This window comes from Litorivivens sp. (assembly GCF_041625495.1).
In the GTDB taxonomy this organism is placed as follows: domain Bacteria; phylum Pseudomonadota; class Gammaproteobacteria; order Pseudomonadales; family Spongiibacteraceae; genus Litorivivens.
Map to the genome: position 1 here is coordinate 1 of NZ_JBFJTH010000100.1, position 13,761 is coordinate 13,761.

9 protein-coding genes and 1 pseudogene are annotated in these 13,761 nt (G+C 54.4%); 5 read left to right on the plus strand and 5 right to left on the minus strand.

All coding sequences use genetic code 11. The features are described from left to right. Window positions 1-332 (minus strand): annotated as a pseudogene (locus tag ABYP39_RS12180) (hypothetical protein); the annotation flags it as partial. Between the two features lie 286 nt (window positions 333-618). Between ABYP39_RS12180 and ABYP39_RS12185 the strand changes: the two are divergent. After that, window positions 619-1,488: a ThuA domain-containing protein gene (locus ABYP39_RS12185; RefSeq protein ID WP_372782763.1), complete on the plus strand. Its 870-nt coding sequence runs from the start codon at window positions 619-621 to the stop codon at window positions 1,486-1,488. A 175-nt stretch (window positions 1,489-1,663) separates the two neighbouring features. On the opposite strand, the gene ABYP39_RS12190 is transcribed toward ABYP39_RS12185, so the two are convergent. From ABYP39_RS12190 to manD, 4 genes are all read right to left on the minus strand, one after another. Continuing rightward, window positions 1,664-3,604 (minus strand): TonB-dependent receptor plug domain-containing protein, encoded by a 1,941-nt coding sequence (locus ABYP39_RS12190; RefSeq protein ID WP_372782765.1) that lies wholly within the window; start codon window positions 3,602-3,604, stop codon window positions 1,664-1,666. Window positions 3,605-3,665: 61 nt separating this feature from the next. Beyond that, window positions 3,666-4,556 (minus strand): sugar kinase, encoded by an 891-nt coding sequence (locus ABYP39_RS12195; protein ID WP_372782767.1) that lies wholly within the window; start codon window positions 4,554-4,556, stop codon window positions 3,666-3,668. Beyond that, a complete protein-coding gene (locus ABYP39_RS12200; protein ID WP_372782769.1) occupies window positions 4,550-6,880 on the minus strand; it encodes a TonB-dependent receptor in 2,331 nt (776 codons plus the stop codon). Before ABYP39_RS12200 ends, ABYP39_RS12195 begins: the two co-directional genes overlap by 7 nt. 14 nt (window positions 6,881-6,894) lie before the next feature. After that, window positions 6,895-8,103 carry a D-mannonate dehydratase ManD gene (manD, locus tag ABYP39_RS12205; protein WP_372782771.1) on the minus strand — a complete coding sequence of 403 codons (1,209 nt, stop codon included), beginning with the start codon at window positions 8,101-8,103 and terminating at the stop codon, window positions 6,895-6,897. A gap of 194 nt (window positions 8,104-8,297) precedes the next feature. Between manD and ABYP39_RS12210 the strand changes: the two genes are divergently transcribed. The 4 genes from ABYP39_RS12210 to ABYP39_RS12225 all read left to right on the plus strand — a co-directional run bounded on the left by ABYP39_RS12210 (window position 8,298) and on the right by ABYP39_RS12225 (window position 13,758). Next, entirely contained in the window at window positions 8,298-8,993 is a 696-nt protein-coding gene (locus ABYP39_RS12210; RefSeq protein ID WP_372760450.1) for a FadR/GntR family transcriptional regulator, read from the plus strand. A 101-nt stretch (window positions 8,994-9,094) separates the two neighbouring features. Next, complete coding sequence (gene uxaC / locus ABYP39_RS12215) at window positions 9,095-10,510, plus strand: glucuronate isomerase (RefSeq protein ID WP_372763655.1); 1,416 nt, start codon at window positions 9,095-9,097, stop codon at window positions 10,508-10,510. Beyond that, window positions 10,507-11,922, plus strand: coding sequence for a mannitol dehydrogenase family protein (locus ABYP39_RS12220; protein WP_372782773.1), 1,416 nt, complete (start codon window positions 10,507-10,509; stop codon window positions 11,920-11,922). Before uxaC ends, ABYP39_RS12220 begins: the two co-directional genes overlap by 4 nt. 30 nt (window positions 11,923-11,952) lie before the next feature. Beyond that, window positions 11,953-13,758 carry a DUF3604 domain-containing protein gene (locus ABYP39_RS12225; protein ID WP_372782775.1) on the plus strand — a complete coding sequence of 602 codons (1,806 nt, stop codon included), beginning with the start codon at window positions 11,953-11,955 and terminating at the stop codon, window positions 13,756-13,758. Window positions 13,759-13,761 lie beyond the last annotated feature (3 nt).

Here is a 13,761-nt window from a genome sequence, read left to right on the forward strand (position 1 = left end):
TCCAGCAGCATTACTACTCGACCGATCGGCTTGTCTTCGCCAGTGCCTTCAGTGTCTGGCATAAAGCCGCGCATCTCCACCACAAAAAGACGACCGGATTCGTCCCACGCCATCGCTACAGGGTCGACCACCAAGGGTTCGGCTGCCACCAGTTCTACCGAAAATCCCGGTGCGAGCGTAAAGCCCGCAAGGGCCTCTACCGGTGTCAGCGCAGGTGCGGGTGGCGTTTCCACCGCCAGATACACTGGCACTTTTTCACGTGTTTGCCAGAATGAAACCGCAGCAGCAACAATGCCTAGAATGACAGCGAAGGAGACAAACCACTTTTTCATGAATAATGCCTTTTATTGTTTATATGCCGGGAAACTGCCTTGCGCGCACATCTCCAGCTGCTGCCACTTCGTTTGCGGCGCCTGAAACTGCACGGCGCAAGGGGCACCAGCATCCCAGCCACTCCATGTACACTTGATCCGTCCCCACAACCTCTGCTAACTTTGGACAGGTGGTCAGGCCAATATGGGCAGTCTCCCGGAAACACCCCGAGGCTGTCAAGGCGATGGGCTACAAAGAAACACTACAATGTGTTCATAAACTGTCAAATAAAACAGAGTATCGCTCATGCCCCATTTCTTCAAAAGCCGCTATTGCGCGCTTATTCTTATTCTCTGCAGCCTTGCACTAACCGGTTGCGATACTTATGAGAACATTAAACGCTCAATGGGCAAGGGCGAACCAGTGATCGACACAGTCGCACCTGTACTGCCAGAGACGCTTGGCCCGCGTCCGCGCATTCTAAATTTCTCCAAAACCAATGGTTTTCGTCACGCCGAGGCCATCGTCGCGGCTACCCAATCTCTGGAAGATATTGCCAAAGAAAACGGCTGGACAGTCTACAACACTGAGAATGCCGCCATATTTAATGACGAACAGTTAGCCCAGTTCGATGTGATATTTGGCAACAATTGCACGGGCGACAACTGGACAGACGAGCAGAAAGCCGCCTTCCAGCAGTATATTGAAAATGGCGGCGGTTTTGTTGGCGTACATGGCGCCGCTGGTACCCGTTATGACTTCTGGGACTGGTACAAACAAGATCTGTTGAAAGGGCAGTTTATCGGCCACCCAATGTTTCCTCAGTTTCAGACCGCCACAGTACATTTCGAAGACCAAACGCACCCGGCCACCAAACACTTTCCCGCCACATGGGAACACGAGGATGAGTGGTACAGCTTTGGCAACAATCCCCGTGAAGACGGCGCTGCGGTACTGGCCAATCTCGATGAAAGCACCTACGAGGCTAAAGCCATGGGTGGTGACCTCAACATGGGTGACCACCCGATTATCTGGCATCACTGCCTGAACAATCACGGACGCGTTTTCTATTCAGCACTGGGACACGAAGCGAACACCTACGAGCGTCCCGAGCAGAAAAGTATGCTAAAGGGTGCGTTAGCTTGGGGCATGGGCCTTGAAGGCGATTGCCCATAATTCGACGGTAACTTTCACCAAGAGAAACAGAATCCGGTTATTGCCGAAACAAGGGGCGGGTGTGGTCTCCTCCCGCATAGCAAACTGCGGCCCTCGTCAGTGATCTGCCAAACTTTGCAAGGAAAAGACGGGAGCGCGCGTCCCGTCTCGCAACCCAAGACCAGCGCTAGGGCGTTTACAGGGTAAACAGCAGTCCAACACGCAACAAACGACTGTGGCCGGGGAAACCTACCGCTTCCTGATACCGGGTGTTGGCAACGTTCTCGAGGCCTGCTGTTATCGCTAGCATGTTGTTGAGCTGCCAGCGCAGTGCCGAATCCCATAGCGTGTAATCATCCAGCACGTACTCGCGACTCTCGCCTGTGTATAAAGACGTCGCAAATTGCTCATCGACCCAGCGCACACGATTGTGCCAGCTCAGGTAATCAGCCGGTTGCCAGTTGAGTTCCAGTACAGCTGTGTTTTCCGGCCGGTTTGCGAGCCGGCGATCACTTCGCTCCACGTCAATAGCCACGTGCGACCAGCTACCGCGCAACTGCCAGCGGTGCCAGCGGTAGTTCAGTGAAATCTCGCCTCCCCGACTAGTGACGCGATTGCGATTGACGTTGGTAAAGGCCTCTGCATCAAAATCAATGAGATCATGATACTGAGTATGAAAAACTGAAAGTTCCAACCCCACGGCGTACCATTGCGCGAGCCATTCAATGTCGTAGCTTTTCACCTGCTCAGGTTTCAGCTCAGGGTTTCCCACCAGACCATGACCCAGCGCGAAAAAACTGGGCAATTTAAAGCCTTCTGAGTAAGAAAAATTTATCCGGGTTAATCCGGCAGGAACGCTCACGCGATAGCGGCGCACCGTTTCATGCGCCTCATCTCCGGTGTCGCGACGAATACCCGCGCTCAACACCCAGTCACCGTCGGATTGCCAGTTCAGCTCGGCAAAACGACCCTGTGTTGTACGCCGCAGGCTGTAGTCTGTATCCAGCGCAAGCTCGACCGGCAGCCCCAGACCGGTTTCCACCGGGGGTGACGGCAAGCCCAGCAAAAAGCCGAGCGCATCAACGGGGATACTCGTGAACACCACTTGCCCCTCGCTGACACCACTTTCCCAGCGGCGGTCGATGCCCACGTTGAGATTAATGCCTCCCAAACGCAGCTCACTGACCAGCCGCCATTGCTGCCGCGAATAATCCGCCGTATAGAAATTTTCGGGCACATTATTGTAAGGGGCGATACCGGGCGAGTAGTAATCCAGAAAACGATCGAATTCTGAGTACTGCGCTGCAATACGCCAGCTTGTCATTGGTGAGATTTCGCTCGAGATGTAAGCCGTCTGATCGTCGCCGATACTGATATCGCGCTCAGCACTCGTCGAAAACCGGGGGCCACCACTCTGCTCAGGATAGGCTCGTTTGTCGAACTCGGCCTGACGGCCTCCCAGTTGCAATGTGCTGTGATCAAAGTCGGCGCGATAGTGAACCGCCATTTCTTCCAGCGTTCGCAGGCTGCCCTGCCACACTCGTCCGCTGTCTTCTCGTGACGCCTGCAAGCTCACCGCGTGATGGGCGTTTGCCAGCACCGCTTCACCGGCCTGGCGAAACGCACCATACTCCTGGGATTCTTGATAGAGCTGCAGACCACTGCTCTCTCCCTCTGTTGGCGCTGTAATCAGCTTGACGACGCCGGCCAAGGCGTCGGAGCCATAGACGACACTGCGTGGACCCTTGATTAATTCGACACGACGCACGGCAATGGCAGACATCGTTGCCAGATCAAACGAACCACCGCGAGTATTGGTCGGATCATTCACAGCCACTCCGTCGATCAGTACGACCGCAAAATTCGGTTCAGCGCCACGCACAGTCAGACTGTTTACGCCTCCGGGACCACCTTCGCGGGATGCGTATACGCCCTCAATCCCGTCGAGCAGTTGATTGGTATCGACTGGTTGCTGAAGCGAAATCTGTTCTCGCGTAATAATATCCAGAGAGTCCAGGTAGCCCACCGATTGATCAACCGGCGCATTGGCGGTTACCAGAATCGATTCGAGGCCGTCTGCTATCACTGTGCTCGAAAGCAGGCTGCCGACAAGCCCCAGGGCTGTAAAAACGCGCACACGAATCACCATCTATACAAACTACACCAAGGAAACACTGACAGTTGCCGCAAGCAGCATATCAGGGAAGCGCACCGCGCACGGCAAGCACACGAGAAGCGACCTCATGAGCGCGTTGCAGGCATTCTGCCAAGCATTGTCCGGCAAGATGGGCGGCAAGAAAACCTGCATTGAAGGCATCGCCAGCGCCAGTGGTATCCACAACCAGGCCACGGTAACGCGTACCGCACTCGACTGACTCATTACCATTCCAGGCCACGGCCTGCGCATTGGGACATTTCACAACCACCGTGGTAACACCAGCGGCCTGACAGTGTTCTATAACAGATTTCGCGCTGTCCGCACCCCACAAAGCCTGTTCATCAACCAGCGTCGGCAACACCAGATCACTATAGCCCAGCAGCGTGGCATGCCAGAGCTTGGCATCTTCAACCGAATCCCAAAGGCTCGGACGATAATTCGGATCGAAGGCTATACTCACCCCTGCATTTTTGAGCGCTTTAAGAAATTCAAGAAAACGACGCTTCTGTTGCTGCGCCATCACCGCAACTGTTATGCCGCTGAGGTACAGCCACCCACTTTCACAGCAGCTTTGAATACAAGCCTTGAGCTTTTCATCACTATCAAACAGACGCCGTGACGGGCTATGGTCGCGCCAATAGAAAAATTCTCGCTCGCCGCTGGCGTCGTTCTGAATCAGGTACAGTCCAGGCAATGCGTCGGAGTCAAATTGGACACCGGCAGTACCAACACCCTCCGCGTGCGCCCGATCAAGAATCTGATCGCTGAAGCGATCTTTCCCGAGCGCAGTTAGGTAGCCGGTGCTCACATTTTCCCGAGACAGCATAACGGCGGTATTGAAGGTATCACCACCGACGCCAAGCGAAAGCTGGCTGCTACTGTCGGCGGGGCGGAGCTCCAGCATTACCTCGCCCAGACAGGTCACTACCATTGATAAGCTACCGACAAACCGACAATACGATCAGCATCACGAGGCAAGAAATGCGTTATATCGCGCCGGTCGTTCGTCAGCGATAAGGCAAACATGGCGTTGACATGATTCTGTGCAAACAGGTTTTTGACATAGCCCGACACTTCCAATCGCCCCCCCACGCCGATAAAACCGGCGCGAATATCCCAGATGTCATAGGCTTCCTGAATGGTCAGTGGATGCTGATCCGCTTGAAATTGAACCTCTGACTGATAGCGTCCGGTGATCTGACCATAGAGTGTGCGGCCACTCTCACCGAGAGCCCAATCATAGCGGCCAGTAATAGAACCACTCCATTCGGGCGCATTGGGCAGTTTTCCGCCCGCCACATCATTGCCATCACAGGCTCCATCGCCATCGGAATCGATAGCACCGGCCTCGCTAGGGCCCTGACCGGTAAAACATTGGGTAATAAAATCGTTAAACTCAGCATTGTTATAAAGCAGTGAGCCAAAGATAAAAACGGGCGCTATCGGATTCGCCTTGAAATCCAATTCTACGCCCCTTGTTTCAAGTTCCCCCGCGTTATCCAGTCGTAGTTCAGTGGTGAAACCGCCTTCAGACATATCGACAATCTGCGCCTGGAAATTTTTGAAAAATGTCTGGAAAGCCGTAACATTGAGCTCCAGTCGCTCATCAAAAAAACGTGACTTAATGCCTATCTCATAGGAATCAGCTGTTTCTGCTTCAAGCGGATCTGCAAAGCTCTCGGCATTCGAGGATGACACGACATCAAATGCACGGCCACGATAGCCCTTTGAATAGGTAGCATAAACCATGGACGAATCACTCAGATCGTACTGCAGGGAAAATGTCCCTGTCACGGCGGTGTCCGATACCTCTGCATGCGGTACGCTAACACTGGAGTCTGCTGCGGACAAAGGCAGCCCGGTAGCAGACTCTTCCAATCGCTGGTAGCTGGTAAAGGCGGCTTCGAGCGTTTCATCGATATAGCGCAATCCAAGTGTCGTATGCCATCGATGAGCTACATGCCAGGTAGCTTGTCCAAAAGCCCCCAGATTCTTTGTATCGATCTGGTTCCAGAAACCGGCCTCCTGATTGATGCTACCGACATTAAGCGGAATCACCAAAGGATCATCAGTGTAAAGATTAGCGGCATAGTTCGCGGGAATGTCAGTCACACGGCGGTCAAAGGTATTTCCCAGCTTGTTGTCAAACCAAAGCGCACCCAGCGTGTATTCCAACACTTCATTATCGACAGAAGATATGCGCAGCTCCTGAGTGAAGGTTTCAATCGTACGGGGGCCGCCATTGGATTCAAGATTTGCATTGGCACCGTCTAATGCAGCAGCGGAAGTATCAGCAAATATATTAGCTTCGCGAAGCCCTGTTACGCTCGACAATGTGTGCCTACCAACATCCCAGTTCACAAGCAGGGTGAGTGCCTCTGTTTCCGAATCACTATCGGTACCGCTTACTGTGCGCGCTTGACGATTGTCTTCACTGGCGTTGATCGGGTCATTGCTACGCTCTATACCGGGGTTCGCACTGCGTTGCACCATGGGATAGGACTCTCCGTCGAACTCCGAGTACTCTCCAATCAAGGACAAAGTTAGAACATCATTGACGTCCCACTTGAATTTAAGCCTGGCCCCGCGACTCTCGCTCGAGGGGATGTGATCCTTAGTGGTCAAATCATAAATATGTCCATCCGTAGACTTTTTATAAATGGTAAGGCGCGCACCCAGCGCATCAGTTAAAGGTCCACTCAGGCTGGCCTGAAACTTCCACATATCACTGTCAAAATCGCTGGCCTGATCGTAACTATATCGGGATCGCGCCTCGAATTCGGAATGGGGATCGCGCGTTACAACGTGAATCAGACCGGCGGAAGCATTTTTCCCAAAGAGTGTACCTTGAGGCCCGCGCAATACTTCAACGCGTTCGACGTCAGCGAAATCAAAGTTGGCTAGACTGGTGCGCGCCAGAGGCACATTGTCTAACACCACCGAGACATTGGGTTCAACCGCAGAACTAAATACATCAGTACCAACACCACGAACCCGAATGGAGTTGTTCTTGGGGCTGTCGCCCGGCGTGAATTTAAGAGACGGCACAAGTTTGCTGAGATCAGAAACGCTATTAATCTCATTATTTTCCAGCATGCGTCCGCCGATGGCTGTTATAGCCATTGGCACATCCTGCATGCTCTGCTCTCGCTTTTGTGCCGTTACAATCACTTCTTCAAGCTGCGCAATACTCAGTGAGCTCATACTGATTATCGCTGCCGCCAACGCAATACTTTTCGTTATTAGAATTCGCATGGGGTTACCTGCTTTCACCAGTTAAACAATGTGCCATCTTCAAGCCGGTTAACCGGCAGATAGGCGCGCTCATAGGGATATTTCGCTGCCAGTTCTTCATTGATGTCCACGCCGTGCCCCGGGGTATCGCCTATTTTCAAATAGCCATTTTCGAACTGGTAGTCGTGCGGGAAGACTTCGTCGGTTGCTTCGGTATGCCGCATATACTCCTGCACACCAAAGTTGGGCACCCAAGTATCAAAATGCAAGGCCGCACCCATGGTGACCGGAGACAGATCGGTAGCACCGTGAAAACCGGTTTTGACTTCATACAGGTCTGCCAGCGAAGCAATGCGACGTACGTGAGTAATACCGCCAGTGTGTACAATGGTGGCACGGATGTAATCTACCAATTGTTCGCTGAGCAAGGTGTTGCAATCATAAATTGAGCTAAACACCTCACCGACGGCCAAGGGCGTCGTGGTGTGCTGGCGGATCAGTCGAAAACGCTCCTGCAATTCAGCCGGCACAGTGTCTTCCAGCCAGAACAGACGAAAGGGCTCGAGGTCCTTACCCAGACGCGCGGCCTGAATAGGTGTAAGCCGGTGGTGAGCATCGTGCAGCAGATGAACCTCATCCCCAACCGCATCGCGAACGCGCTCAAACAATTTCGGTGTGTGCCGCATGTATTTCTCGGTCGACCACACGTTTTCTTCCGGCAAGCTACCGTTGGCGGGTTCATAATACATTTTATCGCCCGACACGCCGTAAGTGCTGGCTAGACCCGGCACACCGGACTGGGCACGAATGGCCTTGTATCCCAAGTCCTTATAACGCGCGACTTCATCAAGGGTTTCTTCAATATCAGCACCATTGGCGTGGCCATAAACCATCACGCCTTCGCGGGAACGGCCGCCAAGCAGCTGGTACAACGGCATATTGGCGACCTTGGCTTTGATATCCCACAACGCCACATCGACGGCTGCAATCGCCGTCATGGTCACCGGGCCTCGCCGCCAATAGCAGCCCCGGTAGAGATATTGCCAGATATCCTCAATCTGCTGTGGGTCTCGGCCGATCAGACAGGGCACCACATGCTCCTGCAAATAGGCAACGACCGACATTTCCCGGCCGTTCAGGGTGGCGTCCCCTATACCGTAGACACCCTCATCGGTGAGGATTTTCAGGGTCACGAAGTTGCGTCCCGGACAGGTAACAATGACTTTGGCGTCGATTATTTTCATAGGATTATCAATTCTTTAAAAACGGGGCCTCTGCTACACTCACAGCCAAACAAAGTACTGACTTGGCGCTAACGGGCGGGCTATACTAAAAATCAAATTGGCCTGACCACTTTGCCAACTTACCAAGACAGTACGACACGAGCAAGGCTTATTTCAACAAAAGGCCTCCAGGGCAATTGAGCTTGGGAACAGCAATGGAATTCAAAACCGTAAAGCAGCAGCGCCTGTATATGCAGGTAGCAGATCAGATCATCAGCATGGTGCGTGAAGGAGTAATCAGCGTCGGTTCTCGTCTGCCGTCAGAACGCGATCTGGCGGAAAAGCTTGGCGTCAGCCGCCCCACCATTCGAGAAGCCATGATTGCCATGGAGATCTCCGGCATTGTAGAAATTCGCAGCGGCTCTGGTGTTTACGTGGTACGCAAACCCGGCCGCCACGATACCCTGCCAACAGAGTTCGGCGCCGGTCCGTTCGAAATTCTAGAAGCCCGCCTGGCGCTTGAAGGAGAAACCGCGGCACTGGCCGCAGACAAGATTACCAAACAGGAACTGCAGCGACTGAAAAAACTGCTGGCGGACATGGCCCGTGAGAATCAGCAGGAATCCGTACACGAGGATGCCGACGAAGAATTTCACCGGGTTATTGCCGAGGCCTCCGGCAACAGCGTGCTGGTCTCGGCAGTGGAATGGCTGTGGGCGTTGCGTAATGAATCGGAAATTAGCCAGATGTTTCACCGGCGGCTGCGAGAGGAAGGCGTGCGCCCGATTATTGAAGATCACCAGTCGATCTATGACGCACTCGTCGAAGGCAGTGCCAGCAAAGCACGCAAAGCGATGCACAAACACCTGAAACGTGTGATCAAGACCGTGATCGAAAGCGAAGCGACTTGACCCGACGCGGCGCGACCTGAATAATGGTAAGGTGGTCAGGCCAAAATAAGTAACAGAGCCTATACCCGGTTACCGACAATCTGACAGCGCGCGGCAACATTATGACGACACCCCTGCAACTCAACCCTGACCGACTGTTTTCACCTGAACCACTGAAACGAGACATCGCCCGCCGTCTCTATCAGCAGGTTCGGGATCTGCCCATCATCAGCCCACACGGGCACACAGATCCATCCTGGTTTGCGGACAATAAGCCGTTCACCGACGCCACTGAACTGCTGATAAAACCCGATCACTACGTGTTCCGGATGCTTTACAGCCAAGGTGTATCTCTGGATGAGCTGGGTATCTGCCACCAGAACGGCACCTGTATCGAAACAGACAACCGCAAAATATGGCATCGATTCGCCGAACACTATCATTGCTTTCTCGGCACACCGTCGCGGCTATGGCTGGACCATGTATTCAGTGAGGTTTTCGGCCTAACCGTCACTCTCACAGCGGAATCTGCAGATGCATATTACGACCAGATAAATACGGCCCTCGCCAGCGACGCTTTCCGCCCTCGCGCCCTTTTTGAGCGATTCAACATCGAGCTGCTGGCCACCACCGAGTCACCGCTCGACAGCCTCCAGCATCACCAGCGCATACGTGACAGCGGTTGGAAAGGCCGGGTTATCACAGCCTATCGCCCAGACCCCGTGATTGACCCACAGTACGAAGGTTTTGCCGATAATCTGAACCAACTCGCTGCCCTGACGGGAGAAAACTGCCATCAGTGGCAGGGCTATCTCAAGGCCTTACGGCAGCGACGCGAATTTTTTAAAGCCATGGGCGCCACTTCCACTGACCACGGCCACCCCACAGCCCAAACTGCGGCTTTGTCCGGCGCTGAATGCGAGGCCCTGTTTCAACGTGTGCTTTCAGGCGCATGCTCTGATAGCGATGCGGAGTTGTTCCGCGCGCAGATGCTCACCGAAATGGCGGCCATGTGCCTGGACGACGGGCTGGTCATGCAATTACACCCGGGCTCTTTTCGCAATCACAACGCGCAACTTTTTCAGTGTTATGGTCGCGACAAAGGGGCTGACATCCCCACCCGAACAGACTACGTATCAGCCTTGAAACCATTGCTGGATCGCTTTGGTAACAACCCGAATTTTTCACTGATTGTTTTCACACTCGACGAAAGCACCTACGCCCGCGAGTTGGCGCCATTGGCCGGGCATTATCCCTGCCTGAAACTTGGCCCTGCCTGGTGGTTCCACGATAGTCCCGAGGGTATGCGTCGATTCCGCCAGCAGACTACCGAAACCGCCGGTTTTTACAACACGGTGGGGTTTAACGACGACACCCGCGCTTTTCTCTCCATCCCCGCGCGCCACGACGTAGCGCGGCGCATGGATTGCCGCTATCTGGCGGAACTGGTCGCGGATCACCGGCTTAGCGAGGAACAGGCCGAAGCACTGATCGCAGAACTGAGCTACGGTCTGGCGAAAAAGGCCTATCGGCTGTGAAACTATGTAACGATACACTGACAGCACTGGCTTCAAACGGCCGCGACATTGTCTTGCCGGAGTATGATCGCGCTTCAATCCAACCAGGCATTGTCCATCTCGGAGTGGGCGCTTTTCACCGTGCCCATCAGGCCTGGTATACGGAAGCGGCGATGAACCGTTTTGGCGGCAACTGGGGCATTATCGGCGTGAGCCTGCGTCGGCCTGCCATGCGCGATGCACTCGCACCGCAGGACAATCTCTACAGCCTGGTAACCCGTCGCGATGCATCCGAGCGCTGTCAGATCATCGGAGCGTTAAACAAAGTACTGGTCGCCTCAGAACAACCTGACGCTGTTATTGAGGCGCTGGCCGCACCAACGGTGCATGTAATCACGCTTACCGTTACCGAAAAAGGTTACGGTCTCGACGCCGCCAGCGGCACACTGAATATCAATCAGGACGATATCGCCCACGACCTGAATAATAACGACACCCCGCAGAGCACGCTCGGTTTTCTGACCCGGGCTCTCGCACTACGCCAGCAGCGTAATCTACCGGGAGTAACGCTGATCTCCTGCGACAACCTGAGCGACAACGGCCGCAAGTTACGCGTCGCTTTACTGCAGTTCGCCCGGGTGAATAATCGCCTGCTCGCCGACTGGATTGACCAGCATTGCCGCTTCCCCAACACCATGGTGGATCGCATCGTACCCGCCACCACCGACACCGCAATAGAAAAATTTTCTGGTAATTACAGCTTTGCAGACGGCGCGCCTGTGTTTACCGAGCCCTTCAGCCAGTGGGTTATCGAACGTAACTTTGCGGGGCCGGTACCACCCTGGGACAAGGTCGGCGCACAATTCGTCGATGACGTGACGCCATTCGAAGCAGCCAAGTTGCGAACGCTGAACGCCAGCCATTCTCTCATCGCCTATCTGGGCTGCCTTGAAGGTCATACCAGCGTCGCCCAGGCGATCAAAGATAACTTCATTCGCGATGCGGTTATCGCCCTGATGCGCGAAGCAGAGCCGACCTTTACCCTGCCAGAGAGTTTCCCGGTAGATGATTACCAACGCGCCCTGATCGAACGCTTTGAAAATCAGGTCCTTGAACATCGCTGCGAGCAAATTGCTATGGACGGCTCACAGAAAATTCCGCAGCGTATTATTCCGGTTATTGAATGGCACATTGCACGGGACAGCATTCCACGTTACGCCTGCCTGACGATTGCCGCCTGGCTGGGGTTTCTCCGCAGCGGCCACACGGTCAATGATCCGCTGGCCGACACCCTGCGCAAGACTAAAAACGGGAATCTTGCAGAAGGTATAAAAACCCTACTGGCGATGCGAGACATTTTCCCGGCAACCATAGCAGACCACCCGGGCATTGCGGATCAGGTGCTGCGCGAATCGCACCGCCTATCCCTCTGAGATATGCCGCCACAACTCCGGACAGACCCTATGCAAACACGCCTAAAAATCACATTCATAGGTACCCTGGCAGGCCTTGCACTAGGTGCGCACGGAGACTGCATACGCCACGAGCTGCCTCAGGCCTATTTCGGCGATCTGCATGTACATACGGCGCTATCTAATGATGCCAACGGCATGGGTATTCGTGCACTCCCCGACGATGCCTACCGCTATGCCCGCGGCGAAACCATTGCCGTTAACGACACATTGTCGATCACGCCTGGCTGGACACTGGATTTTGCCGCGGTCACTGACCACGCGGAACAACTCGGGGCTGCCACCCTATGTCACAATCCGCAAAGCCCGTCGTTCCAGAGTTGGAGTTGCAAGCTCGAGCGCAACCGGCCGCGTCTCGGCCTGCTGCTGGGCAGCATCGCCGGCAACTTCTGGGGCGAGCCCGGCGGCCCCCACTGTGCCCATAACGCCTGCAAGGATGTGCAACGCTCTGCATGGCAGGAAACCGTGCGCGCAGCCGAAACCGCAAACGATCCCTGTGTCTTCACCAGTTTTGTTGCCTACGAGTGGACTGGTAACGGCAGCGGCGGCGCAACTATTCACCGCAATGTTATTTTCAACGGTAACCCGGATCTCTCAAACCCCTTCAGTGCCCTTGACTACAAAACACCCGAAGCCCTGTTCGGCGAACTGCGCAAACACTGTGTGGACAAAGGCACTGGCTGTGACGCCCTCACAATTCCGCACAACAGCAACTTGAGCAAGGGGCAGATGTTTCCCCGCAAAGGGGACGATCCCGAAATAAACATTGCTGACAGGCACTATTTCGACCGGCTGGCCGAAATCATTCAGCACAAAGGTGCCTCAGAGTGCTACAGCGGTGTCGGCGCCACCGACGAAGCCTGCAGTTTTGAAGCACTTCCCTACGCGTCTTTCCTCGGCAAATTCTTACCCATAGCCGCCAAGCGACCCGAGAACGACACCAGCAATTTGCGAGAGGCGCTGAAGGAAGGCTTGCGTTTCGATGCGAGCAACCCATACCAGCTGGGCCTGATCGGCAGCACAGATACCCACCTGGCAACAGCCGGTCAGGTACAGGAGCGCCGTTACCGCGAGCACCACAACAAGAACCAGCGCATTGAAGGCTACAGCATCCCCAAGCAGGCGGAGCTTAACCCCGGTGGCCTTGCCGTGATCTATGCACACAGTAATACCCGGCAGGATTTGTTCGACTCAATGAAACGCCGGGAAGTGTATGGCACTAGCGGTACCCGCATAGGGCTGCGTTTTTTCGCCAGTGACGATCTACCCGAGGATCTGTGCAACCGCACGGATGCTCTGACAATCGCCTATACACACGGCCAGCCCATGGGCGGAACCGTCAGTCACGCCAAAGCACCGAGTTTTTTTGCGATGGCCAACAGTGCACCAGACGGTACACCCCTGCAAAGTTTGCAGCTGGTCAAAGCATGGATAGACGTGAATGGAACAGAACACGAGAAGGTCATTACACTGAACGAAGTGCCCAAAGCAGACAATGCTTCGTGTGCCCTGTCCACCAGCAGCAGCAATAAGAATACTTTCATCAATGCGTCAGACGGAAAAACCGCGTTCTGCGCTCAATGGCAAGACCCGGATTTCAATTCCGATCAACCCAGCGTGTATTACCTGCGGGTTTTGGAGCAACCCACCTGCCGCTGGAATCAGGCAGTCTGCAGCGAACTACCTGCCGATATTGCCGCACAAGCAAGCACTTGCCAGACAACGCAGACTGTCATACAGGAGCGGGCCTGGTCATCGCCGATCTGGTTTACGGCAAAAGATCGCTCCACGCCATAGGCA

Coding starts and splice junctions, on each gene's coding strand:
- ABYP39_RS12185 (WP_372782763.1), top strand. CDS start 619: ATGCCCCATTTCTTCAAAAGCCGCTATTGCGCGCTTATTCTTATTCTC.
- ABYP39_RS12195 (WP_372782767.1), bottom strand. CDS start 4,556: ATGGTAGTGACCTGTCTGGGCGAGGTAATGCTGGAGCTCCGCCCCGCC.
- ABYP39_RS12200 (WP_372782769.1), bottom strand. CDS start 6,880: ATGCGAATTCTAATAACGAAAAGTATTGCGTTGGCGGCAGCGATAATC.
- manD (WP_372782771.1), bottom strand. CDS start 8,103: ATGAAAATAATCGACGCCAAAGTCATTGTTACCTGTCCGGGACGCAAC.
- ABYP39_RS12210 (WP_372760450.1), top strand. CDS start 8,298: ATGGAATTCAAAACCGTAAAGCAGCAGCGCCTGTATATGCAGGTAGCA.
- uxaC (WP_372763655.1), top strand. CDS start 9,095: ATGACGACACCCCTGCAACTCAACCCTGACCGACTGTTTTCACCTGAA.
- ABYP39_RS12225 (WP_372782775.1), top strand. CDS start 11,953: ATGCAAACACGCCTAAAAATCACATTCATAGGTACCCTGGCAGGCCTT.